This window comes from Scandinavium sp. M-37 (genome assembly GCF_043558715.1).
Lineage (GTDB): Bacteria > Pseudomonadota > Gammaproteobacteria > Enterobacterales > Enterobacteriaceae > Scandinavium > Scandinavium vulneris_A.
On sequence record NZ_JBIGIN010000004.1, the window covers coordinates 56,364 to 81,496 of the forward strand.

Here is a 25,133-nt window from a genome sequence, read left to right on the forward strand (position 1 = left end):
GGTGATCACACAAAAAAAGTGCGCTCACCCTACGCCAAAATGCGTATCGAAAGAAACAAGAAAACTCCTGTATTACGCCAGCTCGCCTTTCACTAATGGCACAAAGCGAACCGCTTCCACGGTATCGATGATAAATTCGTCACCCCGTCGTACAACACGTTTAAGAACCTGATGTTCCTCTCCGACGGGTAAAACGAGAATGCCGCCCTCATCCAGCTGCGACATCAACGCGGCCGGAATTTCCAGCGGCGCCGCGGTGACAATAATGGCATCAAATGGCGCTCTGGCGTGCCATCCCTGCCATCCATCGCCGTGGCGAGTTGAAACATTATGTAAATCAAGCTGCTTGAGACGACGCCGGGCGTGCCATTGCAGACTTTTAATCCGCTCAACGGAGCACACATGGTGCACCAGATGCGCCAGAATCGCCGTCTGGTAGCCCGAGCCAGTGCCAATTTCCAGCACCCGTGATTCCGGGGTCAGTTCAAGCAGTTCGGTCATTCGCGCCACCATATAAGGCTGCGAGATGGTTTGTCCCTGACCGATTGGCAGCGCGACGTTTTCCCACGCTTTGTGTTCAAAGGCTTCATCAATAAATTTTTCGCGTGGCACATGGGCAATGGCATCGAGTACACGCTCGTCCATAATCCCCTGATTACGCAGCTGATTGAGAAGACTTTGTACGCGTTTGCTTACCATTGCACATCAACTCCCACACGTTCCAGCCAGCCGGAGACGACCTCCTGGGCGCTGTGAGCGGTCAAATCAACGTGCAGAGGCGTGACGGAAACGTAGCCTTCGTCGACGGCCGCAAAATCGGTGTCCGGCCCGGCATCACATTTTTCGCCCGGCGGCCCTATCCAGTAGAGCGTGTTACCGCGCGGATCCTGCTGAGGGATCACTTTATCCGCCGGATGGCGGCTACCGCAGCGGGTCACGCGAATGCCTTTGATTTCTGACAGCGGCAGGTCTGGGACGTTGATATTAAGAATACGCCCAGTGCGCAGTGGTTCACGCGCTAATGCACGCAGGATGGAACAGGTCACCGCCGCCGCCGTGTCGTAATGGGTATATCCGTTCAGCGAAACGGCCAGCGCCGGAAAACCGAGGTGTCGGCCTTCCATCGCTGCCGCCACCGTACCGGAATAGATAACGTCATCGCCCAGATTGGGCCCGGCGTTGATCCCGGAAACCACCACATCCGGACGCGGACGCATCAGGGTATTGACCCCAAGAAACACGCAGTCCGTTGGGGTGCCCATCTGCACGGCGATATCACCGTTGTCGAAAGTGAAGGTACGAAGAGAGGATTCCAGGGTCAGCGAATTAGACGCCCCACTGCGGTTACGATCGGGTGCAACAACCTGAACCTCGGCGAACTCGCGCAAGGCCTTCGCCAGGGTCTGGATCCCCGGCGCATGGATCCCATCATCGTTACTCAGCAATATTCGCATAATCACCTGTTGTGTTGATAAGTTCCCTTACCACACTGGTGGCAAAACTGCCTGCCGGCAGCCAGAAACGCACCTCAACGGTAACGTCATCCCACCAGTTCCAGCTCAGCTGTTGCGGGTAGAGCAGCATGGCTCGCCGCGCTGCATCGACTTTTTCGCGCAGCAATAACGACTGCAACAGCGATTCTTCCGCCAGCGTGTGTTGCTCAAATTCCAGTGCCGCACGCTGCGTGCCCCACTCACCGCTGCCGGGCAGCGAGGCGGTAATCATCAGCTCGCGATTATCAACCCGGGACTGAAGTTCGGGCATTTCTTCATCCGTTGCCACAAACCAGCTCCCGCGTCCCGCTAATTGTAGCGCATCGCCGTCAACAACTTGATTAAAGTCCGGTTTTTTTAAACGCTCGCTGACCAACTGATTAAACAACGCACTGCGGGCTGCCGACAACCAAAAACTGCGTTTATTACGATCGCGTACCGGCGCATCGCTCTGTGCCCAGCGCAGCGCGCCCTGCAAGTTGCTGCCACCAATGCCAAACCGCTGTGCGCCGAAATAGTTCGGCACGCCCTGGTCGCTAATCGCGTGTAAGCGCGTTTCCACGTCTTCGCGGTTGCTGACTTCTCGCAGCACCAGCGTAAACGCGTTGCCTTTCAGCGCCCCGAGGCGCAGCTTGCGCTTGTGGCGGGCATATTCCAGGACCTGACAGCCTTCCAGTTCAAACTTGCTTAAATCCGGCATCTCTTTGCCTGGCAGACGGACGCACAGCCACTGTTCGGTAACCGCATGTTTGTCTTTCTGCCCGGCAAAGCTCACTTCACGGGCATGTACTTTAAGGAATTTCGCCAACGCATCGGCCACAAAACGGGTGTTACAGCCGTTTTTGAGGATCCGCACCAGCAGATGCTCGCCCTCACCGTCCGGCGCAAAGCCTAAATCTTCGACCACCAGAAAGTCTTCCGGGTTGGCCTTCAGCAGCCCCTGCCCCTGCGGCTTACCGTGCAGGTAGGTCAGCTCATCAAAACCAATCATGGGTGCACCTTGTGCAGCAGAGCCACCGCTTCGCAGGCGATGCCTTCGCCGCGTCCGGTAAAGCCAAGCTTCTCGGTGGTGGTCGCCTTCACGTTGACGTCATCCATGTGGCAACCTAAATCTTCGGCAATAAACACGCGCATCTGTGGGATGTGCGGCAGCATTTTTGGTGCCTGGGCGATGATGGTAACGTCGACATTACCGAGCGTGTAGCCTTTGGCTTGAATACGACGCCAGGCTTCACGCAGCAGTTCGCGGCTGTCCGCGCCCTTGAAGGCCGGGTCGGTATCCGGGAACAGCTTGCCGATATCGCCTAACGCCGCCGCGCCGAGCAGCGCATCGGTCAGCGCGTGCAGCGCCACGTCGCCATCGGAATGGGCCAGCAGGCCTTTTTCGTATGGCACGCGCACGCCACCAATGATAATCGGGCCCTCGCCACCGAAGGCGTGTACGTCAAAACCGTGTCCAATTCGCATTATGCCTGCTCCTGAAGTCCGCAACGGGAAAGGTAAAATTCTGCCAGCGCCAGGTCTTCCGGGCGGGTCACTTTAATATTATCAGCCCGGCCGGGGACCAGCTGTGGGTGGAAGCCACAATATTCCAGCGCCGAGGCCTCATCGGTGATGGTCGCACCTTCATTGAGCGCTCGCGTGAGGCAGTCAAAAAGGAGTTCTCGGGGGAAAAACTGCGGCGTTAAGGCGTGCCATAGGTCAGTTCGGTCGACGGTATGGGCGATCGCCTCTTTACCGGGCTCGGCACGTTTCATGGTATCCCGCACCGGGGCGGCGAGGATCCCGCCGACGCGGCTGGTGTCGCTCAGCGCCAGTAAGTTCGCCAAATCGTCCTGATGCAGGCACGGACGCGCGGCATCGTGGACCAGCACCCATGGCGCATCACCCGCAGCCCGCAACCCGGCCAGGACGGAATCGGCGCGTTCGGCACCACCTTCAACGACGGTGACCTGCGGATGATTGGCGAGCGGGAGCTGCTGAAAACGCACGTCACCGTCGCTGATAGCGATAATGACGCGTTCAACCCGCGGGTGCGCCAGCAGAGCGGCGACCGCGTGTTCGAGAATCGTTTTGTTACCGATTGAGAGATATTGCTTCGGGCATTCCGTTTGCATACGGCGGCCAAAACCGGCTGCCGGCACCACGGCACAAACGCCCGGAAAAGTGGTTGCCATGCGGTTATCCTGGCTTGTGTTTATCGATTGTTCTGCCCCGAACTCTGAGCCTGATTGCGTTTAGACGCATCCGGCACCAGACGGTAGAAGGTTTCGCCTGGGCGAGTCATGCTGAGTTCGTTGCGAGCACGTTCTTCGATAGCTTCCTGGCCGCCGTTAAGGTCGTCAATTTCGGCGAAAAGCTGATCGTTGCGCGCTTTAAGTTTGGCATTCGTTGCCTGCTGGGCCGCCACGTCTTCATTGACGCGACTGTAGTCATGGAGACCATTCTTGCCGAACCACAGCGAGTACTGTAGCCAGACCAGCAAGGCCAGCAATAGCAGTGTTAATTTACCCATCCAGCCCCCTGAAAAACGGCATCATCATCCCATATCGTGCCGGAGTGCTCTACCCCGGCCTGCGGACGATGCCGCGTATCGCGGGGAATGTACCACATTTTGCCCGTCGAGTCGTAGGTCTCGATAGAAACGAATATACATCCGTAGACGGTTAGCCCAACAGCCACAGAAACAGCAGGCCAAAGAGCGCCCCAACCGCTATCAGCGTCACCACAATACTGTAGAGGAGTTTGCCGTTCATCAGTGAATGCAGCGCAATGCCAATCACCACCGAAACGGGCAGCAGTGCCAGAAAGAAGGGCCAGGTATAGAGAAAGAAGAACAGCGTGTTGCTGCCGTAAAGCAGGAAGGGAATACCCAGCGCTAACAGCCACGCGACAAAACCCACGACCGCACCGGGCAGAGACCAGGTGGTCTCTTCGGTATCGGTACTCATGGGCTCTGTGCGAGTAATCGTGATGTTCTGGGTATGGCGCATATCAAATCCTGTTTCCTGACAAGCCGGAAAACCGGCCCGGTCTCAGGATCTGATAATATCGCCCTGTCTCAGCAGGTCTAATAATTGGTTAACCAAATTTGTTACCAATTGTTCACCATCGAGGTGAATTTCTGCCTTTTCCGGAGCTTCGTACACCGCGTCAATTCCGGTGAAATTACGCAGTTCTCCGGCGCGCGCTTTCTTGTATAACCCTTTCGGATCGCGCGTTTCGCACACTGCCAGCGGCGTGTCGACGAACACTTCCACGAAACGCTCGGCACCCACGCGATCGCGTACCATCTGGCGTTCAGCGCGATGAGGTGAAATGAACGCCGTCAGTACTACCAGCCCCGCATCAACCATCAGCTTTGCCACTTCCCCGACCCGACGGATGTTCTCTTTGCGGTGATCGTCGCTAAAGCCTAAATCGCTGCACAGCCCGTGGCGCACATTGTCCCCATCCAGCAGATAGGTGCTGACGCCCAGGCGATGCAGCGCTTCCTCCAGCGCCCCCGCTACCGTGGATTTTCCCGAGCCCGAAAGCCCGGTAAACCACAGCACAACCCCACGGTGACCGTGAAGTTGTTCGCGCTGTTGTTGGGTCACTGGATGCGCGTGCCAGACGACGTTTTCGTCATGCTGGGCCATCACTTGCCTCCCAGCAGGTCACGAGCGCCCCAGTGCGGGAAGTGCTTGCGAACCAGGGCATTAAGCTCCAGTTCAAATGCGCTGAAGTCACCGTTAACGGCGGTAATGGCGTCCTGCTGCGGCTCGCGAACCATCCCTGCCCCGACCGTGACGTTGGTTAAACGGTCGATAAAGATAAGCCCCCCGGTGACCGGGTTATGCTGATATTTGTCGAGCACCAGCGGTTCATCAAAGGTCAACTCCACCAGTCCGATGCCGTTTAGCGGCAGGCTGGTCACTTCCCGCTGCGTCAGGTTGTTAATGTCCACCTGATACTGAATCGCGTCCACGCGTGCCCGGGTTTTCTTACCCGCGATTTTAATTTCATAGCTTTGCCCCGGCTGGACAGGCTGCTCCGCCATCCATACCACGTCCACGCTGGCACGTTGCACCGCAGGCAGCGTTGCGCTCACATCGACCAGCAGATCACCACGACTGATATCAATCTCATCTTTCAGCACCAGGGTAATGGCTTCCCCGGCGGCGGCTTCCTGTAGGTCACCGTCAAACGTGACGATGCGCGCCACGGCGGATTCCACACCGGACGGCAGCACTTTCAGGCGCTGGCCCACTTTCACGGTGCCGGAGGCCAGCGTGCCCGCATAGCCACGGAAATCGAGGTTTGGACGGTTGACGTACTGCACCGGGAAGCGCAGCGGCTGGCTTTCGACCACCCGTTTGATCTCCACGGTTTCCAGCACTTCGAGCAGCGTCGGGCCGCTGTACCACGGCATTTTATCGCTCTGGCTGGCGACGTTATCCCCTTCCAGCGCCGACAATGGCACGAAGCGGATATCCAGTTCGCCCGGCAGTTGCCCGGCAAAAGTCAGATAGGCATCGCGGATCTCGTTGAAGGTCTCTTCGCTGTATGCCACCAGGTCCATTTTGTTCACCGCCACCACCAGGTGTTTGATACCCAGCAGCGTGGAGATAAAGCTGTGGCGACGGGTCTGGTCGAGCACGCCTTTACGCGCATCCATCAGCAGTATCGCCAGATCACAGGTCGATGCCCCGGTCGCCATATTGCGGGTGTACTGCTCGTGGCCCGGGGTGTCGGCAATAATAAATTTGCGCTTCTCGGTGGAGAAATAGCGATACGCCACGTCGATGGTAATGCCCTGCTCGCGTTCGGCCTGTAGGCCATCCACCAGCAGTGCCAGGTCAAGCTTCTCGCCCTGGGTGCCGTGACGTTTGCTGTCATTGTGCAGGGAAGAGAGCTGATCTTCATAAATCTGGCGAGTATCGTGCAACAGGCGACCAATCAGGGTACTTTTGCCGTCATCCACGCTGCCGCAGGTCAGGAAACGCAGCAGGCTTTTATGCTGTTGAGCGTGCAGGTACGCTTCCACACCGCCTTCATCGGCAATCTGTTGTGCAATCGTTGTGTTCATGGCGGCTCCTTAGAAATAACCCTGGCGTTTCTTCAGCTCCATGGAGCCTGCCTGGTCGCGGTCAATCACGCGGCCCTGTCGTTCACTGGTGGTCGACACCAGCATCTCTTCAATAATTTCCGGTAACGTCTGCGCGTTCGATTCCACCGCGCCGGTCAGCGGCCAGCAGCCGAGGGTACGGAAGCGCACCATCTGCTGCTTGATGACTTCACCAGGCTGCAGATTGATCCGATCGTCGTCGATCATCATCAGCATACCGTCGCGCTCCAGTACCGGGCGCGGTGCAGCCAGATACAGCGGCACGATTTCAATATTTTCCAGATAGATGTACTGCCAGATATCCAGCTCGGTCCAGTTGGAGAGCGGGAACACGCGGATGCTTTCGCCTTTGTTAATCTGGCCGTTGTAGTTGTGCCACAGTTCCGGACGCTGGTTTTTCGGATCCCAACGGTGGAAACGGTCGCGGAAGGAGTAGATCCGCTCTTTGGCGCGCGACTTCTCTTCATCACGTCGTGCCCCGCCGAATGCCGCATCGAAACCGTACTTGTTCAGGGCCTGCTTCAGGCCTTCGGTTTTCATGATGTCGGTATGTTTGGCGCTGCCGTGAACGAACGGGTTAATCCCCATCGCCACGCCTTCCGGGTTTTTATGCACCAGCAGTTCGCAGCCGTAGGCCTTCGCGGTGCGGTCACGGAACTCGTACATCTCGCGGAATTTCCAGCCGGTATCCACGTGCAGCAGCGGGAACGGCAGCGTGCCAGGATAGAACGCTTTACGCGCCAGGTGCAGCATCACGCTGGAATCTTTGCCGATGGAGTACATCATCACCGGATTGGAAAATTCTGCCGCCACCTCGCGGATAATGTGGATGCTTTCCGCCTCCAGCTGCCGCAGGTGAGTGAGTCGTTTATGGTCCATAACCGTTCCTTATAAGGCCTGGGCTAAGCCAGATTCACCACAGAAGAGTTAAACCCCTCCTGCTGTTGATTGTGTTGAAACCAGGCGAGCTGGTGATGCAGTTGCACCACTTCCCCCACCACCAGCAGAGCTGGCATCGGGGCGTCTTTCGCGAGGCTTTCGAGTTGTTGTAATGTGCCAACGGTCACCTGCTGATCGGCGCGCGTGCCGCGACTGATCACCGCCACCGGCGTTTGGCTGTCGCGGCCATGAGCAATCAGTTGCTGACTGATTTCTGCGGCCTTCATGGTGCCCATATAAATCGCCAGCGTTTGCCCGCTCTGGGCCAGATGCGCCCAGTCAAACGGCGTGCTGTCGGCTTTGTAATGTCCGGTAACAAAGGTCACGCTCTGGGCGTGATCCCGATGGGTCAGCGGAATGCCCGCGTAGGCCGTCGCGCCCGCCGCTGCGGTCACACCCGGCACCACCTGGAATGGCACGCCCGCTTCGGCGGCGGCCTGTAACTCTTCACCGCCGCGACCAAAAATGAACGGGTCACCGCCTTTCAGACGTACCACGTTTTTCCCGGCCAGCGCGGCTTCCACCAGCAGGCGATTGGTTTCGTGCTGCGGCACGCTGTGGGTGCCCGCGCGTTTACCGACACAGATCATCTCCGCGTCGCGGCGCACCAGTTCACGCACACCCTCGCTCACCAGATGATCGTAAAACACCACGTCGGCCTGCTGGATGACCTGTAGCCCGCGCAGCGTCAGAAGCCCGGCATCCCCCGGCCCGGCGCCTACCAGCGTGATTTCACCCATCAGGCGCTGCGGTGCATTCAGCTCATCTTCCAGCGCCTGCTGTGCGGCGGTCTCGTTCCCCGCGCCCATCAGGCTGGCAAAACGGCCGGTAAACACTCGCTCCCAAAAGCGACGACGCTCTTCGATGGTCCGTAAACGGGTCTGAATATGATGCCGCCAGTAGCTGGCTGTGGCCGCCATCCGCCCGAGATGGGTCGGCAATAACGCTTCAATTTTTTCACGCAGCAAGCGTGCCAGCACCGGGGCGGTGCCGCTGGAGGAGATAGCCACCATCAGTGGAGAACGATCGACGATCGACGGGAAGATAAATGAGCACAGCGGTTGGTTATCCACCACGTTGACCAGACGCTGACGGGTATCCGCCGCCGCGAAAATGCGCTGATTCAGTTCGCTGTCATCGGTGGCGGCAATCACCAGAAACACCGGGTCAATCTGGGCTTCGTCAAACTCTGTCGCCAGCCACTCAATCAGTTGCCGTTCGGCGAGTTCGGCCAGTTCGGCACAGAGCTGCTGGGCCACAATGCGCACCTTTGCCCCCGCGCGTAATAACAGCACGATTTTTCTGGCGGCAACGACGCCACCGCCGATAACCAGTACCGGGCGGCCTTTCACAGCGGCAAAAACAGGCAAATAGTCCACGGGGTTACAACTCTTTCACATTCAGCATAGGGGGACTATAGGGGGAGGCTATGAGCAAATGAAATTACGAAATGGAATGAGTAGTTCCGCAAAGGAATAACAGCGCAGAAATGCAAATGCTAAAAAGTGCTTAACGCGTGATATTTCGCCGGTTTAGGAAGAAATGAAATTGTGTTAAATCGGTCACAGTTTCATACTGTATCGCCAATTATTCCGATACCCGTTAGTTTTCAAGTAAGGATACGTTATGTTCTCCGCCTTGTGCCGTCGCCTGCTACCTCTGGCGTTGGGTGCATGTTTTACGGCCTCGTCTTTTGCCGCATCGGTTCCCGCCGGAGCCATTGCCAACCAGCAAGCACGTTATATCGCCACCTACTTTCCTGGCCGCATGACCGGCAGCCCGGCTGAAATGCTGTCGGCGGATTACGTTCGCCAGCAATTTGCGCAAATGGGCTACGAAAGCGATATTCGTACTTTTAACAGTCGCTACATTTATACCAGCAAGGACAAGCGTCAGAACTGGCATAAAGTCACCGGCAGCACGGTTATCGCGGCGCATGAAGGCAAAGCCAGCCAGCAAATTATCGTCATGGCGCATCTCGATACCTACGCCCCGCACAGCGATAGCGATGTGGAACAGAATCTCGGCGGTCTGACGCTGCAGGGCATCGACGACAACGCGATGGGCGTAGGCGTGATGCTGGAACTGGCAGAACGCTTAAAGAATATCCCGACCGAATACAGCATTCGCTTTATTGCCACCAGCGGTGAAGAAGAAGGCAAATTGGGCGCAGATAACCTGCTCAAGCGCATGAGCGCAGAAGAGAAAAAGAATACGCTGCTGGTTATCAACCTCGATAACCTGGTGGTCGGCGACAAACTCTACTTTAACAGCGGCAAATCGACGCCCGCCTCGGTGCGCAAACTGACCCGCGATCGGGCGTTAAAGATTGCCCACAGTCATGGGATTCAGGCCGCCATCAACCCGGGCCTGAACGCCAATTACCCGAAAGGCACCGCCTGCTGTAACGATGCAGAGGTGTTTGATAACGCGGGTATTCCGGTGCTGTCCGTCGAAGCCACCAACTGGTCACTGGGCAAAAAAGACGGTTTCCAGCAGCGTGCCAAAACGCGCTCTTTCCCGGATGGAACCAGCTGGCATAACGTGCGTCTCGACAACCTGCAATACATCGACAAAGCCCTGCCGGGCCGCATCGAACATCGCGGTCGTGACGTGGTGAACATCATGCTGCCGCTGATGAAAGAACTGGCGAAAGCGGGAAAATAACGTCCCGCAATCCGCATAAAGTTAAGGGCTGGTGAGAAATCACCGGCCTTTTTTTTGGTCCGCGGGTGGAGGTGAATGGGGTTTATCCCCGCAGGGGCGGGGAACCCTGATTACTCACTCAGCGCCGCCAACCTGGTGCCGGTTTATCCCCGCTGGCGCGGGGAACACTTGCACAGCACCCCATCGCATACGATGTAGCCCGGTTTATCCCCGCTGGCGCGGGGAACACGGTTTTGATTCACTGTGCTTTGATGGTCAGAACGGTTTATCCCCGCTAGCGCGGGGAACACTGTAAGTGGTAGCCATGGTCAATCCTAAAGTCCGGTTTATCCCCGCTGGCGCGGGGAACACTTTATTCATTTCGCGGGCAGGGCCCAAAAAACCGGTTTATCCCCGCTGGCGCGGGGAACACGGACGTTACATGCTGACCGCAGACACATACGACGGTTTATCCCCGCTGGCGCGGGGAACACGCCTACCAGGCCGGAGCCTCGTTGCGCGAAGACGGTTTATCCCCGCTGGCGCGGGGAACACGCTGTTTTCTTCGGCTTACGTTCTGCGACTGCCGGTTTATCCCCGCTGGCGCGGGGAACACATATGCAGGACGGAACGCACGTAATCGCCCGTCGGTTTATCCCCGCTGGCGCGGGGAACACCTCAACCGACATATTCGCGACACTGGTCCCCCCGGTTTATCCCCGCTGGCGCGGGGAACACTCACTGAAGAAGTGCGTGGTGATATTGAGGCTCGGTTTATCCCCGCTGGCGCGGGGAACACAGAAGAACAGGAACGCATCCGCGCCGGGCGCACGGTTTATCCCCGCTGGCGCGGGGAACACGAACGGGCATCATTTGCATACATGTAAATCGGCGGTTTATCCCCGCTGGCGCGGGGAACACATCCAAATACCCCTCTGGCATTCCATAATCACCGGTTTATCCCCGCTGGCGCGGGGAACACTACGTATCACTGATTGCACGCGCCCCAGGCAGCGGTTTATCCCCGCTGGCGCGGGGAACACGCAGGGATAGGAACCCACGATTTCACAAAACCACGGTTTATCCCCGCTGGCGCGGGGAACACTCTTAAATTATATAACTGATCTATATAAGGTTTTTAGCACCAATAAAATCCACCACAACTTTCAGATTTTTAAAGAGCCATAACTTATTGATTTTCAACAGGCAGGAACGAAACCAACCTCAAGCCATCAAGGTCCACCGGGATCCTTCGATTTACCCCCCAAGTTTGAAAATCAAATCCCGACTCATTATTCACCGCCCAGGCCATGACAACATTTCCGTCATCCGCCAGGACCTGAATTTGCTGCCAGATCATTTCTCGGACTTTACGTGAAACATCTCCGACATAGACGCCAGCACGGACTTCCAGCAACCATACCGCTAACCGACCGCGCAATCGCGGAGGGACATTTTCAGTAACGACGACCAACATACTCATTACCCTCCGCCCCGATGACCCGTATCGCCCAGAGACACTGGTTCGGGAATGGCCGGAGGCTGCGCATCTTCAAACGGTTGTGGCAACGCAATTTCTCCCGCGGCTAAGACTTCTTCAATCAACGGGATTAAACGCGCGAGTGTTTTCTGGCTGCGGAATACATCCCGGCATGCAAGGCGGACGTCCTTATCAGGGGAGTGAGGCTTCTTGGCCGCTATTTCAAAGGCCATAGGGACAACGCCGTCGAACTTCACGATGTCGGCAATATCGTAGACAAACGACAGAGGCTTACCGGAATGCACAAAACCAATCGCAGGGGCATACCCTGCCGCCAGCACCGCCGCTTCGGTTATCCCGTACAAACAAGAGGTTGCCGCGCTAATACATTGATTAACCGTATCCCCCTTTTCCCAGTCTTTGGGATCATAACGTCGCCCGTGCCATTTGATGCCGTATCGCTTTGCCAGCAACGCATAGGTCTGGCGAACCCGGACACCTTCGATCCCACGTAATTGCTCAACCGATCGCCGACTCGGGGCTGGCTCACCAAAACGCAGTTCAAACATCTTACGTACCACCTTGAGGCGCAGATCTTCATCAAGAGCCAGCTTTGCCTGATACAATAAGCGATCCGATCGCGCTCCACCGGGCTGGCCGCTGGCATAAACCCGGCCCCCCGCCTCGCCTACCCACACCAGCAATGTTCCGGTCGTCGCCGCCAGACGAACAGCTGCATGTGACACCCGCGTTCCCGGCTCGAGCATAATGCACGCCACCGATCCCACCGGGATATGCGTGCGGATACCGGTTTTATCGATCAGGACAAACGCCCCGTCAATAACGTCGATCTGCCCATACTGAAGGAAGATCATGGACGTCCTGTCTTTGATGGGGATCGGGGAAAGCGGTATGTAGGTCATCGCATTATCCCCTTCTGATCAGCATCAGCCCGCATCCCAGACCTTTGCTCTTCCCTATGCCTTTACGTAGCAGGGTTAAAAATAGTTCTGTATTGGTCACCCGAAGCAGCCCGCTGAAATCAACGCTGGTGAAACATATTGGTCGTTCCCCCTCTTTACGCTGACAACGTTGCTGCTGATGGCTAACCACCTCAATGTCACGCTCATTAACGGAAAAACCATGCTTATCCGACTGCGCACTTAACCATGCCTTTGCCGCCATGACTTGTTGGATTGCGTATTCCGTCGGTTCGAGTCCTTTTTGCCTTGCCTGAAACTTCGCATCCATCATGACGTCACTACGTTTACCCTGGCGCGTGATGACCGGATTGGCCCGTAAGGAAAAAGCCAACGTCATCCCTTCCACAAGCTGCGGCTGGAATGGTTTTGTCTCAACGTTAAACATGTTGTGGTCAATCTGCGGAGCAATATCAGAAAGGAGATAAAAACAGGCACCTGAAGGTGTTGGTTCATGCCGGAATAAAAAGCGCCGTTCCTGCTGCTCGGGAAAAAGCTGCCATAGCCACTGATGGCTGGCGTAAGAGCGGGTCTGCTGCCATTTCTGTAACATTGCAGGCGTGAGTTTGTTTTGATCAAGCATGACGCGTGAGAAAAACATTATTCTTCCTCCCTGAGGTAGCCAGAATGCTGTTGTCGCGTGGTGAACTGCCAACGCAATTTGCTCAGTGGCTGGTCGTTGCGTTGCACCGTCGCCACCTCAGTCACCCCCTCATGCTGCCCTTCCCATACACACCACTTTTGGTCATGCGTGATGAGGCTCAGCTCCGGGCATAACAGCCCATACTCTTCCTGCTCTGCCTGGCGGAATACAGCCGCGAGTGAGCCATTGAGAATGACGGGCGCCAGCGGTAACGCAAGAGGGCAACTTTTACGCCCCAGATATAGTGCAAACACCGGATACACCAACGCCTGAGCCACTGCCTCCAGACTAAAAGGAGCCCCGGATGTTTCCTGCACAGCAATATGGTAGTAAGCATCACAGCGATACTCACGAGAGGTAATCATAGTGCCCACTTCTTCAGGAGCCTGCGTCAGCTCATCTCGTCGGGTGTAGTAATGGCGTTTGCGGTTTTCTTTTGGCACCTGGACCGTGTGGTAATCTCGTAGCCATTGCTCATCGTTCGACAGGGGTCGGATGGCGAAACGATAATGCTGATTAAATGTCTGCAGGCACGACTCATCTTCGCGTTTTATCCCCAGCGCGGCAGCCAGCAGGCCAAGCAAGGCAGAACGACTGGGCAACGCCGCCGTATGACGCACTTCGCCAATCGCCGCTTCTCCCCATGACGCTAAAGGGGCATAGAGCTGAAAAACCAGATATCGGGACATGGTCACTCCTTGACTAGCTGACAAAATCCAGCAGAGCCTGAAGCGAACCTTCGCCTGATTCCACGTTCATTTCATAACAGCGCTCATCGCTTTTTTGCCCATACACGCGGGCAAATTTCTGCTGTTGCTGCTGTATCCGGGCAATCGCCTGAGCCTGCTGATCTTCGCCCCGTACCGGATTAAAGAAGGCGACCGACAACGCGCGAGGCTGCTGCGTTCCGCGCTCGGCCAGGGCATAAGAGGCATACGCCCGCGAAGCAAAACTATTTTGTTTACCGGTCGGCGAAACGGTCAGGGCGGTTTCCGTCAGCGCGCGAACGGTTTTCGCCACCAGCGCTTCATCATGGTTCAGATTATCCAGCAGCAGATCGCGGTTTATGCAGACGTAGCTGTAAAACAGTGCCGATGCAAACCCCTGCTCCCCCATGTGAACCGAGCCTGCATCCTCTTCTTTACGATTCAAGTCGTCCACAGCGGTGAAGAAATCCTCTTCGACGGTGACCGCACTCACCCCTAACGCGTGAGCCACCTGGCACGCCGCCTCAACGTTAAAGCCAGGGGCAGACGCCAGCATCCGGCCAAATAAGGCAATATCCACACTCTGAACATCGGCGCGCAGCAGTTTTAATTCGTCATCTCTGGGTTCACGTTTTTCGGCGATCAGCACCTCAACCAGTTGCATTGTTTTCCGCTGCTCTTCCGGGCTCAGGTGCACCAGCTGCTCAATATCCAGATTATCCAGCGGCGATTTTGCATTCTTATCGGCTTTTAATTTCCCGAACTGTTCCGCAATTTTTGCCGCGATGGTCAACGCGCTTTTTTCAGCAACATCTCCCTTGCGCAGTGCCTGAAAAATTTCCCGGCCAAAGCGGCGAGTCCGGGTGCCGATGTACTCACTTAATGCACACTGGAATGTTTCTGAGGTGCGCCAGGCCCGCTTCAGGCTTTGTGATGAAATTCGTAGACGTTCGACGCCCCCCATCATCGCCGTCTTTGGACGGCCGGTATCATCACGGTTTAAATTGGCGGGTGCATAGGCGGTTAACAGATGTAGCTGAATAAATGTAGTCATCATTATTGTCCTTAATTTTTAACAGAAACTTTTTCTTTTGCCTGAAGGTAATCACTGGCCCAGCGCACACTGATGCGCTTGAAAGGATCGCTTTGCGCGGGCAGACATTGTTCCCGCGCATGCCATTCACGCATCCACAGAAAAATCCCGTCGGCCAGCGACACCACGTTGACCCCTTCGTCGCCACGCAGCTTTACTGCGCGCGTTAGCTGACTACAGAGTTCAGCCGGGGTGCGAACCGCCAGTAAACGGTCAAAGCGCAAACGGGAAAGGTATGGCGTGCTTTTATTCACTTCCCCCAGTTGTCGGGCGAAACACGCTTGCGAATTATCTCTGCGGGCGTGAGCCGCCACGCTGGCGAATATAGCCAGCGCCAGCGTGTCGCTTTGCTCAAAATGCAATTTGCTGTGTAAGGCATTCAGCAGGGACTGGAAACCATCAGACGTTAACGCCCCGTAAGGTTGAGCGCTGCGACGTAATTCCGCGCGCCAGGCTCTGCCATTTCCCCCATCATGGTGATAGCGTTCCTGTAAATAGCTGTACCAACGCCTTAATTCACCGGCGGCAGCCTGCCCGATAAATATCACGGGCCTGCTGGTATCCATATCAGACATGTTCCGTCTCCTCTCGATCGCACATTATTGCCAGTAACTGTTTATGGCTTTTTTGCTTACTGATGTTTTTATGCAATGCCAGGCGGGCGGCTAAGACACGACATAAATCCGCGGTTTCATCCGGATTGGTGAACGCCCGTGCATCGAAGGCAGTAAAAAGGTAATCACGTATTGCGGTTTGCCAGTGGCGCAATGCCTCACGCGCTTGAGGCATTGCGCTGGATGGGTAGAGACTCAGCTGCTGCCAGAGCGTGCGAAATTCCGCCTCTGTTTGCTGCCAGAAAGCGATATCAATGGCGCTAAAATCACCTTTCGCCTCTTTCGGGCTGGCAAACCAGGCTTCTTTTAAAGCCAGTTTCAACAGAGACAGGGCGTTTTGCGCCAGCTCAACAGCCAATTGCAGAAGGTCTTTCAGTTCGCCTTCCTGAGTGAGCGACGAGACAGGCAGATGATGCTCGTACCAGCAGCGAGATTTGGCATTATCCATATCAAAACCAAAGCACCACAAACGAGTCTGCCGCGGAAGGGGATTACGGCGAACCACCTGGGCTGGAAGCGTGCGGTTTAGTTTATCTTCCGACGTGATAACCAGCCCCAGCCAGTCCTTATAAGCCAGGCCACCAGGCTGCCCTTTTAGCGGTAACAATGGTGCGCTGGCATCTTTTAGACCCTGACGATACGGAGAAAAGGGATGCAGCCAGCCGTCATATTGCACACCATAATTTTTACTGCGAATTTGACTGAGTAAGTTGTCACTATGCTCACCGCATAAATCACAACAGCCGCTCTGCTGATGGTCAAAATCAATTTCAAGGCGACGCGGCATACCCCAATATGCCTGCAACGGATGCGCATTCTCGGGAGTGGTAATATTTTTTGCCGTTTCGCTACTGCGGGTTTCAGCCAGCCAGGGAAAGATCAGTGGTAAGTGTTGCTCTTGCCAGTTATCACTGGATGGCATCACGTTAAGCCAAAGTTTCCGCCATAAAGGCACATTCTCTTCAGCAGGCTCCAGCAACGTGGTCATTGGCCCACCACCCCGCATACTGGTTCGAAAACCCGCCCCACCCGCAGGAGAATTGGTTTGCACGGTGAACAGCGCCATCGCCGTGCAATGAGGACAAAAATGCTGATAGCAACTGCGTTTTACGAAATGGTCTTTATTCAGTTTGAGGGTATTGCCGCCCGGCGAATCAATCAACAACCCCGAAACAGAGGAAGGCTCTACGCTCAGCGTCGAAAAATCCTGCAAAAAGGCGGGTTTCTGCGGGCCAAAGTGAAAAGCGTGTTCAATACGCGTCAGCGCCTGATGTAACTTTTGCGCGTCCAGTCCTTGCTCCCAAACTTCCTCCCATTCTTCCTCATCTTCCGGTGCCATCGCGGTTTGCAGCATGCCAATAAGAAGTTGCCAGCCCGCCCCCTGAAAATCCGGTCTGGGCCAGGCCAGATCAATAATTTGGTTATCCGCCAGTTCCCGTGGCGAAATTTTCCTGCGCTGCCCGTTGCTATCCAGCACGGGCAGCCAGGGGTCTTTTATTAAGGAAAACATAGATTCTCCTGCATAGATTTTCCCTTTGGATCATCATCTGGGTTAGACAACCCCCAGACGCGGCTGTAGAACGCGGATCCCTCCTCCCCCGTCAGCAACAACACCTGCGCGGTTGGGTTACGAATTTTTTCACGAAAACGCTCCAGCTCATCCCCGTGCAAGTGCGGTGCCTCTGCGGCAATTTTTTCCCACAGAGGTATGCGGACGGAGAGACGACTTTTCTCCCAGGCAAAATCAGGCCCAGCGGCGTAGGGCGAGAGATCCTGCCACGCCAGATAGAGATCGACGTTTTTCTCGCTAAGCCGGGTAGAGAGCTCCACCTCATCGCTCCACAAAAAATCGCTAGCGTTGCGGTCATAGCCTGTATCGCGGTCGAGCAACATCTGTGCCGCCGCTCCCTTTTCACTGGCTTTCAAGCCGAACACCGTGTCGCTGATCCGCTGTAAGCCATCCGGGGCTGGGATCCACTCCTCATAGACGCTTTCCACTAGTTCGCGGGCATCATCCGGCATCCGGATTACCCCTTTTTCATGTAATACGGATTGTGTTCGCCACAGGCAGGCATGGTCGGCATACACAGCACCTGTCCCTCGCAGGGTTTCACCAAGCCAGCCAGGTTTGGCATCTGGTTGCCAGTCGGGGGCAAGAATATGCAGAGTGGGAGCCCGTCGTGGCCCGCGCTGATGGCGCTGCAAGCGCCCGGCACGCTGAATGAGTAAATCAATCGGTGCGAGATCGCTGATCATGACATCCAGGTCAATATCAAGACTCTGCTCGATAACCTGGGTGGCGATTAACACCTTGCCCCTTCGCTGCTCTACCGTACTTTCTTTGCCAAACCATTCCAGCGCCTGGTTTTCAATTTCCATGCGGTCGGTAAACGCAAAGCGGCTATGGAACAGCAGCAGGTTTTCAGGGGGGATATTGCTGCGCTGGCGTAGCTGACGATATACGTTGGTTGCATCATCAACCGTATTACGGATCCAGCACAGGCAGTGACCTTCACCCGCCGATGACTCGATAAGTTCGAGGGCCTGTTGGGTCTCCATCAGCCAGTCGACGGCCACACTTCTCGTAACCTCCTGACGGGTTGGGGTAAAACTTTCCTGCACCCCCTGCGACGTTAAATGAGAAAACCAGGGATAGCCCGCGTCCGGGTTGAGTACAGGAAGTTCCGCACCGCAGCCTTTCTGGAAGGCATTCAGTAATTTTTGCCGTAACGATAATGGCAAGGTCGCGCTCAGAACGATCGCACTCCCGCCTTGAGCCGCATGGAAGGTGAGCAATCCTTCTAATAAACGCACCATATAGGCATCGTAAGCGTGTACTTCATCCAGAATCAGAATTTTGCCGTACAACCCCAGCAGGCGTAATGACTGATGTTTAAAGGGCATCGCGGCCATCAGAACCTGATCCAGCGTTCCGACACCGACTTCGGCCAGCAGGGATTTTTTACGTGAATCGGCAAACCAACGGTTGCAGGCGCTACTCGCGGCGATTTCACCCGGCTGGTAATCACTTTGCCCGTCAACATCCTCACTCCACAGGGAATGGTTAAATGCCACTGACATCTGTCTGGCGCCGTGCGCCAGGACCAGCGAGGGATGAGCCGTTTGCTCAAACAATGCGCGATAAGAGTGCGCCAGGCGCGTAAACATCGCATTGGAGGTCGCCATCGTCGGTAATCCGACATACAGACTGTCACCTTTACCCACAGACATCAGCCGATGCGCCAGAATCATCGCCGCCTCCGTTTTGCCTGCGCCGGTAACGTCTTCCAGCACCAACAGCTGTGGGCCTGGCGCGGAGATGTCCACCGATAGCGCTTTTTGCTGCAACGGGGTGAAGTGTTCAATAAAGGGAAATAGCGTGTGTGGTGAATCGAAGGGGCGGACTGGTGAAGCATCAGGTAGCAGCGACAGAGCCTGCTGCGCCTGCTCCAATGCTCTCTGCCAGTATTTACCAGTAGGCATAACCGTACTGACCAGGGGAAAGTGCAGGGGGTTTGATCCCAGCCAGTCTGCAAGCACGGTTAATCCGGCCAACGCCCAGCTTTGTTGCTGTAATTTTTTACGCCAGCTTTTATCACTGAAACATTCCGGGAAATGACTAAGACCGAATAAATGCCCTAGTTCTGCCACCCAACGTTCAGCGGCAATTTTATCTTCCTGAGTAAAAGCCAGATTGCCTTTTACCTGGCCTGTCGGCGGTTTGCCATGATGGCCGGTGACTATTTTTAGCCAGACATCAAGGGTGCGTTTATCATTGATTTTGTTATTACTGGCGGGCAAGGCGCAAGAATTGTCTTCTCTCCAGCGTGGAAGCAGGAAGTCGCACCACAACCAGTAGCCTAATGAATCATGACGCTCACTGTATATTTTACCGTTGACTGGGAGCACTAAGTCCGGGCTGGCATGAGCATATAATTGCTGAAAGCCCCGGGAGAATTTACCCAGATCGTGAATGCCCAGAAACCAAGCGAACCAGCGGGCCCCTTCTTCTCGTGAAAATCCAATTTCCGCGAATATATCAGCAGCATGGAAGCGATTTTGCAACACCATCTGCCAGCCGCAGGCAGCGACATCTAAATGATGCCAGGGCAGTAAATGATAAACCGATCCTGAAGAACACGCCTTATCTGCCGTTTTACCCCAATACATAAAATACGACGCGCAATTGCCCATTCACCCTACATAGTCCGTAAACATACATATATTAAGGATTACAGACTGAGAGATAATAAAGGCGATCGCGGTCACGCCGCAAAGAACAAAATAAAATAACCTGGAGAAATTAATTGACTATAAATATATATCAAAGCCCGAAAATAAACGCCATGAATATTTATTTCATATTCATGGCGTTTATTTTAATTATTATCCTTCGTGCAAACCGCACTCACGCTTAAGCCCAAAAAAGCGGGTTTCTTCTTCTGCCATTCCTGGTTCCCATTTACGGGTAGTGTGGACATCGCCGACGGACAGGTAGCCCTGATCCCATAGCGGGTGATATTTCAGGCCGTGTTGTTGCAGATACTGGTACACCGTGCGGTTATCCCAGTCGATGATCGGCAGGATTTTAAAGACTCCGCGCTGGATAGCCAGCACGGGCAAATTGGCGCGGCTGCCCGACTGTTCGCGGCGCAAACCGGCAAACCAGGTCTGGGCATTCAGATCTTGTAGCGCCCGGTTCATCGGCTCAACTTTGTTGATTTCATTGTATTTCTCAATGCCTTCAACGCCCTGCTCCCACAGTTTACCGTAGCGCGCTTCCTGCCATGCGGGGCTCTGTTCGGCACGGTAAATCTTCAGATTGAGCTTCAGCTTGTCGGTCAGCTCATCGATAAACTGGTAGGTTTCCGGGAACAGATAACCGGTATCGGTGAGGATAACCGGGATGTCCGGGCGCAGCTGATTAACCAGATGCAGGCTCACCGCCGCCTGAATACCAAAGCTGGACGACAGCACGTAATCACCCGGCAGATTGTCCAGCGCCCAGGCGACGCGTTCTTCCGCGCTGAGTTTTTCCAGTTGGCTGTTGGTTTCCGCCAGCGCGAGCACCCGCTCGACTTTCGGCAGTGCATTAAGCGCATTCAGATCCAGTATGGACATAGATACCTCACTTGGCTGTTTTGCCGGGCGGCACTGCATTTGTCCGGCCTACAAAACCTATAGGCCCGGTAGGCGAAGCGCCACCGGGCGGTGAAACCTTATTCCCAGAAATCTCGCGCCGGATCGAGCACCGGACGGACTATCCCGGCACGTACCGTGAAATCACCAAAGCCTTCATCGGCTTCGCGCTCTTTCGACCAGCGGCCGACCAGTTCATCCACGGTGTCGAGGATTTCCGATTCGGTGATGTTCTCGCGATACATCCGCGGGATACGCGTCCCCATCCGGTTGCCGCCAAGGTGCAGGTTATAGCGACCCGGAGCTTTACCCACCAGACCCAATTCGGCCAACAGCGCACGGCCACAGCCGTTCGGACAGCCGGTGACGCGCAGTACGATATGTTCCTCGCCCACGCCGTGACGTTCCATCACCGCCTCCACTTTGTCGACGAACGATGGCAGGAAACGTTCGGCTTCCGCCATCGCCAGCGGACAGGTCGGGAACGACACGCAGGCCATGGAGTTTTCACGCTGCGGCTTGACGGCATTCATCAGGCCGTGGTCCTGCGCAAGTTTCTCGATCTTCGCCTTCTCGCTTTCCGGCACACCCGCCACGATCAGATTCTGGTTGGCGGTCAGGCGGAAATCACCTTTATGGATCTTAGCAATTTCCAGCAGACCCGTTTTCAGCGGTCTGTCCGGATAATCCAGGATACGGCCATTCTCGATAAACAGCGTCAGGTGCCATTTATTGTCGATGCCTTTCACCCAGCCGATACGGTCGCCGCGGCCGGTAAATTCATACGGACGAACCGGCGCGAAGGTCATGCCCGCGCGGCGTTCCACTTCCGCCTTAAACACGTCCACGCCGACGCGCTCAAGGGTGTATTTGGTTTTGGCGTTTTTCCTGTCGGTACGATTACCCCAGTCGCGCTGAGTGGTCACGACCGCTTCAGCCACAGCCAGAGTGTGCTCCAGCGGCAGGAACCCAAACTCGCTGGCGGTGCGGGCGTAGGTTTTTTTATTGCCATGATCGATAGACAGACCCCCGCCGACCAGCAGGTTGAAGCCCACCAGCTTGCCGTTCTCCGCCACCGCGACAAAGTTCATGTCATTGGCGTGCAGATCGACATCGTTCTGCGGCGGGATCACGACCGTGGTTTTGAATTTACGCGGCAGATAGGTCTCGCCAAGGATCGGCTCTTCGTCGGTAGTCGCGACTTTTTCCTGATCGTGCCAGATCTCCGCATAGGCGCGGGTGCGTGGCAGCAGATGTTCAGACAGTTTTTTCGCCCACTCGTACGCTTCAGCGTGCAGCTCGGACTCAATCGGGTTCGAGGTGCAGAGCACGTTCCGGTTCACGTCATTGGCGGTAGCCAACGCATCGAGCCCGACTTCGTGCAGCATCTGGTGTGCCGGTTTAACGTTCTTTTTCAGAATGCCGTGAAACTGGAACGTCTGGCGGTTGGTCAGACGAATGCTGCCGTAGATTGTGTTGTTTTCCGCGAACGCGTCGATCGCCTGCCACTGTTTGGTGGTGATGATCCCCCCTGGCAGACGACAGCGCAGCATCATCGCGTGGCGCGGTTCGAGCTTCTGCTCGGCGCGTTCAGCACGAATATCGCGGTCATCCTGCTGGTACATGCCGTGAAAACGGATCAGCAGGAAGTTGTCGCCGTTGAAGCCGCCGGTGAGACCGTCATGCAAATCTTCTGCGATGGTGCCTCGCAGATAATTGCTCTCTTTTTTCAGGCGCTCGGCGTCAGCCAGCTTGCCTTCGACCACTAAAGGGCCGGGATGTTTTTCGCTCATTAGTAGACATCTCGCTGATAACGGCGCTCAACGCGCAGCTCACTCAAATAGTCGTCCGCCGCTTCGGTATCCATCGCACCGAATTCGGCAATCACTTCCAGCAATGCCTGCTCAACGTCTTTCGCCATGCGATTGGCGTCGCCGCAGACATAAATATGGGCACCGTCATTGATCCAGCGCCACAGCTCCGCGCCCTGCTGGCGCAGCTTGTCCTGTACGTAGACTTTTTCTTTTTGATCGCGGGACCAGGCCAGGTCGATATTGGTCAGGACGCCCTCTTTAACATAGCGCTGCCACTCCACCTGATACAGGAAGTCATCGGTGAAATGCGGGTTGCCAAAGAACAGCCAGTTTTTGCCCGTCGCGCCGTCTGCCGCACGCTGCTGCATGAAGGCACGGAAGGGGGCAATACCGGTGCCTGGGCCAATCATGATAACCGGGGTCTCCGGGTTGGCTGGCAGGCGGAAATTATCGTTGTGTTCGATGAAGACGCGGATTTCACCGTCTTCTTCCACGCGGTCGGCGAGGAAGCCGGATGCGCCCCCGGTGCGGGCCCGGCCTTCGATATCAAAACGCACGGCGCCAACGGTGATGTGGACTTCGGTTTCCACTTCCGCTTGGGACGATGCAATCGAATACAGGCGCGGCGTCAGGGGACGCAGCAGCCCAGTCAATGCTTCGGCGTCTAACTGAGCCGGGGAAAAGCGCACCATGTCGACGATCGGGGTGGTCGCCGCGTAATGCTGCAACTTCGCCTTGTCGCCCACCAATGGCAGCAGCGATTCGCTGCGCGTCAGGGTGGCGTAGTTTTCAACGATGTTGGCGGTATTCACCGTCAGCTCGAAGTGCCATTGCAGCGCGTCGCTAAGCGGCAGCGTCTGACCGTTGACGGTCACCGACTCATCGCCCTTCAGCCACAGCAGTTCGACCAGCTCTTTGACCAGCGCCGGATCGTTCTGATACCAGACGCCGAGGGCATCGCCCGGCTGATACCGCAGCCCGGAATCCGCCAGATCGATTTCAATATGACGCACGTCTTTTTCAGAATCACGCCCGGTTATCTTCTGGTTCACCGCCAGGGTTGCGGTCAGCGGCGCTTCCTTGGTGTACGGGCTGGTATGCACATCGTTGACGATGCCGGTGGCCGTCGCAGCCGCCTGGGCGGGTGTCTCTTTCGGCGCACGGGCTTTCAGCACGTCGACGATGCGCTCGCGCCATTGGGTGGCGGCGGCCTGGTACTCCACGTCGGTGTCGACACGGTCCAGTAAGCGTTCCGCGCCAAGCTCAGCCAGCTTGTTGTCAAAATCTTTGCCTGACTGGCAGAAGAATTCATAAGAGGTATCACCGAGGCCAAACACCGCAAAGGCGGTGCCATTGAGCTTCGGCGCTTTTTTCGAGAACAGGAACTTGTGCAGCGCGACAGCTTCTTCCGGCGGTTCACCTTCCCCTTGCGTGGAGGTCACCACCACCAGCAGTTTTTCCTGGGCTATTTGTTTGAATTTATAGTCGCCCGCGTTCACCAGTTTAACGTTCAGCTTCGCCGCCAGCAGATCGTCGCGCAGCTGTTCGGCCACGCGGCGTGCATTGCCGGTTTGTGAGGCGGAGATCAGGGTAATCGCTGGCGCTTCAACGGCGGCAGGTGCGGCGCTCATCACGCTGCCCGGCTGCTGATTCAACATCCCCCAGAAATAGCCTGAAACCCAGGCCAGCTGGGTCGGTGAAAGATCGGTGGTGGCCGCCTGCAGGCGTGCCAGTTGCTCCGGGTTCAGCGGAAGCAAAGCGGAAGGTGGGGCCTGTGTCGTCATGCGTCGTTATGTTCCAGTAGCAAAGCTGTTTTTCATCGTAAAAACAGAACAGAGGATTAGGGTAACGGCGGCGATAATAACAACTAAATAAGGGTTGGAAATAATAAATAACCAAATGGACTAACCTGTTTTAGTTGTCATTACTATCGGCAAAACAGGTTAATTAATGCTTTGAAAGATAAACACTTTTCTGAAGATTATCCCCGATGTCATTGCCCTCTGCCTAAACGGCGGTTTTAGTTAATGCGAAAAAAGGCGCGTTGCTGTAAGATTCGCCGGTTTTTTCCGCATTCTGAGAGTCAATGATGTCCACCACCCTGTTTAAAGATTTTACCTTCGAAGCCGCTCACCACCTGCCGCATGTGCCGGAAGGTCATAAGTGCGGTCGTCTGCATGGCCACTCCTTTATGGTTCGTCTGGAGATTACTGGCGATGTCGATCCCCACACGGGCTGGATTATGGACTTTGCCGAGCTGAAAGCGGCGTTCAAACCGACTTACGACCGACTCGATCACTACTATCTGAACGATATCCCAGGCCTTGAAAACCCGACCAGCGAAGTGCTGTCGAAATGGATTTGGGATCAGATGAAGCCGCTGGTGCCACTGCTGAGCGCGGTGATGATCAAAGAAACCTGCACCGCGGGCTGCGTCTATCGCGGCGAGTAAAAATGGCGAAGCATGTGATGAAG

At 55.7% G+C, this 25,133-nt stretch carries 24 protein-coding genes and 1 CRISPR repeat array; of the genes, 2 read left to right on the top strand and 22 right to left on the bottom strand.

Going from position 1 to position 25,133, the window contains the following annotated elements:
* Window positions 1-72: 72 nt before the first annotated feature.
* The 11 genes from pcm to cysG form a co-directional block, all read right to left on the bottom strand.
* On the bottom strand, window positions 73-699 hold the full coding sequence (pcm, locus tag ACG0Z5_RS04845; RefSeq protein ID WP_394445767.1) for a protein-L-isoaspartate O-methyltransferase: 627 nt from the start codon (window positions 697-699) through the stop codon (window positions 73-75).
* On the bottom strand, window positions 693-1,454 hold the full coding sequence (gene surE, locus ACG0Z5_RS04850) for a 5'/3'-nucleotidase SurE (protein WP_394445769.1): 762 nt from the start codon (window positions 1,452-1,454) through the stop codon (window positions 693-695). The genes pcm and surE overlap by 7 nt, the downstream gene beginning before the upstream one ends.
* Window positions 1,435-2,484 carry a tRNA pseudouridine(13) synthase TruD gene (gene truD / locus ACG0Z5_RS04855; RefSeq protein WP_394445771.1) on the bottom strand — a complete coding sequence of 350 codons (1,050 nt, stop codon included), beginning with the start codon at window positions 2,482-2,484 and terminating at the stop codon, window positions 1,435-1,437. Before truD ends, surE begins: the two co-directional genes overlap by 20 nt.
* Window positions 2,481-2,960 carry a 2-C-methyl-D-erythritol 2,4-cyclodiphosphate synthase gene (ispF, locus tag ACG0Z5_RS04860; protein WP_394445773.1) on the bottom strand — a complete coding sequence of 160 codons (480 nt, stop codon included), beginning with the start codon at window positions 2,958-2,960 and terminating at the stop codon, window positions 2,481-2,483. Before ispF ends, truD begins: the two co-directional genes overlap by 4 nt.
* The gene (gene ispD / locus ACG0Z5_RS04865) at window positions 2,960-3,670 is read right to left on the bottom strand and encodes a 2-C-methyl-D-erythritol 4-phosphate cytidylyltransferase (protein ID WP_394445775.1); all 711 of its coding nucleotides are present in this window, start codon (window positions 3,668-3,670) and stop codon (window positions 2,960-2,962) included. Before ispD ends, ispF begins: the two co-directional genes overlap by 1 nt.
* 20 nt (window positions 3,671-3,690) lie before the next feature.
* Window positions 3,691-4,008, bottom strand: a complete 318-nt coding sequence (gene ftsB / locus ACG0Z5_RS04870) for a cell division protein FtsB (protein WP_394445777.1) — start codon at window positions 4,006-4,008, stop codon at window positions 3,691-3,693.
* A gap of 151 nt (window positions 4,009-4,159) precedes the next feature.
* Complete coding sequence (locus tag ACG0Z5_RS04875; RefSeq protein ID WP_394445779.1) at window positions 4,160-4,486, bottom strand: DUF3561 family protein; 327 nt, start codon at window positions 4,484-4,486, stop codon at window positions 4,160-4,162.
* A 42-nt stretch (window positions 4,487-4,528) separates the two neighbouring features.
* Window positions 4,529-5,134 (bottom strand): adenylyl-sulfate kinase, encoded by a 606-nt coding sequence (gene cysC, locus ACG0Z5_RS04880; RefSeq protein WP_394445781.1) that lies wholly within the window; start codon window positions 5,132-5,134, stop codon window positions 4,529-4,531.
* On the bottom strand, window positions 5,134-6,564 hold the full coding sequence (gene cysN / locus ACG0Z5_RS04885; RefSeq protein WP_394445783.1) for a sulfate adenylyltransferase subunit CysN: 1,431 nt from the start codon (window positions 6,562-6,564) through the stop codon (window positions 5,134-5,136). The genes cysC and cysN overlap by 1 nt, the downstream gene beginning before the upstream one ends.
* Window positions 6,565-6,573: 9 nt before the next feature.
* On the bottom strand, window positions 6,574-7,482 hold the full coding sequence (gene cysD, locus ACG0Z5_RS04890) for a sulfate adenylyltransferase subunit CysD (protein WP_394445785.1): 909 nt from the start codon (window positions 7,480-7,482) through the stop codon (window positions 6,574-6,576).
* A gap of 23 nt (window positions 7,483-7,505) precedes the next feature.
* Complete coding sequence (gene cysG, locus ACG0Z5_RS04895; RefSeq protein WP_394445955.1) at window positions 7,506-8,912, bottom strand: siroheme synthase CysG; 1,407 nt, start codon at window positions 8,910-8,912, stop codon at window positions 7,506-7,508.
* A 256-nt stretch (window positions 8,913-9,168) separates the two neighbouring features.
* Here cysG and ACG0Z5_RS04900 point away from each other — a divergent pair, with 256 nt between their 5' ends.
* Complete coding sequence (locus ACG0Z5_RS04900) at window positions 9,169-10,209, top strand: aminopeptidase (protein ID WP_394445787.1); 1,041 nt, start codon at window positions 9,169-9,171, stop codon at window positions 10,207-10,209.
* Between the two features lie 78 nt (window positions 10,210-10,287).
* Window positions 10,288-11,293: direct repeats of the CRISPR family, unit length 29 nt; unit sequence CGGTTTATCCCCGCTGGCGCGGGGAACAC.
* A gap of 84 nt (window positions 11,294-11,377) precedes the next feature.
* On the opposite strand, the gene cas2e is transcribed toward ACG0Z5_RS04900, so the two are convergent.
* The 11 genes from cas2e to cysJ all read right to left on the bottom strand — a co-directional run bounded on the left by cas2e (window position 11,378) and on the right by cysJ (window position 24,442).
* Window positions 11,378-11,671, bottom strand: a complete 294-nt coding sequence (gene cas2e / locus ACG0Z5_RS04905; protein WP_394445789.1) for a type I-E CRISPR-associated endoribonuclease Cas2e — start codon at window positions 11,669-11,671, stop codon at window positions 11,378-11,380.
* Entirely contained in the window at window positions 11,671-12,591 is a 921-nt protein-coding gene (gene cas1e / locus ACG0Z5_RS04910) for a type I-E CRISPR-associated endonuclease Cas1e (protein WP_394445791.1), read from the bottom strand. Before cas1e ends, cas2e begins: the two co-directional genes overlap by 1 nt.
* 4 nt (window positions 12,592-12,595) lie before the next feature.
* Window positions 12,596-13,249: a type I-E CRISPR-associated protein Cas6/Cse3/CasE gene (cas6e, locus tag ACG0Z5_RS04915; RefSeq protein WP_394445793.1), complete on the bottom strand. Its 654-nt coding sequence runs from the start codon at window positions 13,247-13,249 to the stop codon at window positions 12,596-12,598.
* Window positions 13,249-13,980 carry a type I-E CRISPR-associated protein Cas5/CasD gene (gene cas5e / locus ACG0Z5_RS04920; RefSeq protein ID WP_394445795.1) on the bottom strand — a complete coding sequence of 244 codons (732 nt, stop codon included), beginning with the start codon at window positions 13,978-13,980 and terminating at the stop codon, window positions 13,249-13,251. Before cas5e ends, cas6e begins: the two co-directional genes overlap by 1 nt.
* A 13-nt stretch (window positions 13,981-13,993) precedes the next feature.
* Window positions 13,994-15,052, bottom strand: coding sequence for a type I-E CRISPR-associated protein Cas7/Cse4/CasC (gene cas7e, locus ACG0Z5_RS04925; protein ID WP_394445957.1), 1,059 nt, complete (start codon window positions 15,050-15,052; stop codon window positions 13,994-13,996).
* A gap of 11 nt (window positions 15,053-15,063) precedes the next feature.
* A complete protein-coding gene (casB, locus tag ACG0Z5_RS04930) occupies window positions 15,064-15,666 on the bottom strand; it encodes a type I-E CRISPR-associated protein Cse2/CasB (protein WP_394445797.1) in 603 nt (200 codons plus the stop codon).
* Complete coding sequence (gene casA, locus ACG0Z5_RS04935; protein WP_394445799.1) at window positions 15,659-17,215, bottom strand: type I-E CRISPR-associated protein Cse1/CasA; 1,557 nt, start codon at window positions 17,213-17,215, stop codon at window positions 15,659-15,661. Before casA ends, casB begins: the two co-directional genes overlap by 8 nt.
* On the bottom strand, window positions 17,203-19,899 hold the full coding sequence (cas3, locus tag ACG0Z5_RS04940) for a CRISPR-associated helicase Cas3' (RefSeq protein WP_394445801.1): 2,697 nt from the start codon (window positions 19,897-19,899) through the stop codon (window positions 17,203-17,205). The genes casA and cas3 overlap by 13 nt, the downstream gene beginning before the upstream one ends.
* Before the next feature lie 192 nt (window positions 19,900-20,091).
* Entirely contained in the window at window positions 20,092-20,826 is a 735-nt protein-coding gene (cysH, locus tag ACG0Z5_RS04945) for a phosphoadenosine phosphosulfate reductase (protein WP_394445803.1), read from the bottom strand.
* Between the two features lie 98 nt (window positions 20,827-20,924).
* A complete protein-coding gene (cysI, locus tag ACG0Z5_RS04950) occupies window positions 20,925-22,637 on the bottom strand; it encodes an assimilatory sulfite reductase (NADPH) hemoprotein subunit (protein ID WP_394445805.1) in 1,713 nt (570 codons plus the stop codon).
* Window positions 22,637-24,442: an NADPH-dependent assimilatory sulfite reductase flavoprotein subunit gene (gene cysJ / locus ACG0Z5_RS04955; RefSeq protein ID WP_394445807.1), complete on the bottom strand. Its 1,806-nt coding sequence runs from the start codon at window positions 24,440-24,442 to the stop codon at window positions 22,637-22,639. The genes cysI and cysJ overlap by 1 nt, the downstream gene beginning before the upstream one ends.
* Before the next feature lie 302 nt (window positions 24,443-24,744).
* On the opposite strand from cysJ, the gene queD reads away from it, so the two are divergent.
* Complete coding sequence (gene queD / locus ACG0Z5_RS04960; RefSeq protein ID WP_319629509.1) at window positions 24,745-25,110, top strand: 6-carboxytetrahydropterin synthase QueD; 366 nt, start codon at window positions 24,745-24,747, stop codon at window positions 25,108-25,110.
* The last annotated feature ends 23 nt before the right edge of the window (window positions 25,111-25,133 follow it).

Bases quoted from the DNA above. Each gene is read 5' to 3' on its own strand.
- pcm (WP_394445767.1), bottom strand. From the start codon at position 699: ATGGTAAGCAAACGCGTACAAAGTCTTCTCAATCAGCTGCGTAATCAG.
- surE (WP_394445769.1), bottom strand. From the start codon at position 1,454: ATGCGAATATTGCTGAGTAACGATGATGGGATCCATGCGCCGGGGATC.
- truD (WP_394445771.1), bottom strand. From the start codon at position 2,484: ATGATTGGTTTTGATGAGCTGACCTACCTGCACGGTAAGCCGCAGGGG.
- ispF (WP_394445773.1), bottom strand. From the start codon at position 2,960: ATGCGAATTGGACACGGTTTTGACGTACACGCCTTCGGTGGCGAGGGC.
- ispD (WP_394445775.1), bottom strand. From the start codon at position 3,670: ATGGCAACCACTTTTCCGGGCGTTTGTGCCGTGGTGCCGGCAGCCGGT.
- ftsB (WP_394445777.1), bottom strand. From the start codon at position 4,008: ATGGGTAAATTAACACTGCTATTGCTGGCCTTGCTGGTCTGGCTACAG.
- ACG0Z5_RS04875 (WP_394445779.1), bottom strand. From the start codon at position 4,486: ATGCGCCATACCCAGAACATCACGATTACTCGCACAGAGCCCATGAGT.
- cysC (WP_394445781.1), bottom strand. From the start codon at position 5,134: ATGGCCCAGCATGACGAAAACGTCGTCTGGCACGCGCATCCAGTGACC.
- cysN (WP_394445783.1), bottom strand. From the start codon at position 6,564: ATGAACACAACGATTGCACAACAGATTGCCGATGAAGGCGGTGTGGAA.
- cysD (WP_394445785.1), bottom strand. From the start codon at position 7,482: ATGGACCATAAACGACTCACTCACCTGCGGCAGCTGGAGGCGGAAAGC.
- ACG0Z5_RS04900 (WP_394445787.1), top strand. From the start codon at position 9,169: ATGTTCTCCGCCTTGTGCCGTCGCCTGCTACCTCTGGCGTTGGGTGCA.
- cas2e (WP_394445789.1), bottom strand. From the start codon at position 11,671: ATGAGTATGTTGGTCGTCGTTACTGAAAATGTCCCTCCGCGATTGCGC.
- cas1e (WP_394445791.1), bottom strand. From the start codon at position 12,591: ATGACCTACATACCGCTTTCCCCGATCCCCATCAAAGACAGGACGTCC.
- cas6e (WP_394445793.1), bottom strand. From the start codon at position 13,249: ATGTTTTTCTCACGCGTCATGCTTGATCAAAACAAACTCACGCCTGCA.
- cas5e (WP_394445795.1), bottom strand. From the start codon at position 13,980: ATGTCCCGATATCTGGTTTTTCAGCTCTATGCCCCTTTAGCGTCATGG.
- cas7e (WP_394445957.1), bottom strand. From the start codon at position 15,052: ATGACTACATTTATTCAGCTACATCTGTTAACCGCCTATGCACCCGCC.
- casB (WP_394445797.1), bottom strand. From the start codon at position 15,666: ATGTCTGATATGGATACCAGCAGGCCCGTGATATTTATCGGGCAGGCT.
- casA (WP_394445799.1), bottom strand. From the start codon at position 17,215: ATGTTTTCCTTAATAAAAGACCCCTGGCTGCCCGTGCTGGATAGCAAC.
- cas3 (WP_394445801.1), bottom strand. From the start codon at position 19,899: ATGGGCAATTGCGCGTCGTATTTTATGTATTGGGGTAAAACGGCAGAT.
- cysH (WP_394445803.1), bottom strand. From the start codon at position 20,826: ATGTCCATACTGGATCTGAATGCGCTTAATGCACTGCCGAAAGTCGAG.
- cysI (WP_394445805.1), bottom strand. From the start codon at position 22,637: ATGAGCGAAAAACATCCCGGCCCTTTAGTGGTCGAAGGCAAGCTGGCT.
- cysJ (WP_394445807.1), bottom strand. From the start codon at position 24,442: ATGACGACACAGGCCCCACCTTCCGCTTTGCTTCCGCTGAACCCGGAG.
- queD (WP_319629509.1), top strand. From the start codon at position 24,745: ATGATGTCCACCACCCTGTTTAAAGATTTTACCTTCGAAGCCGCTCAC.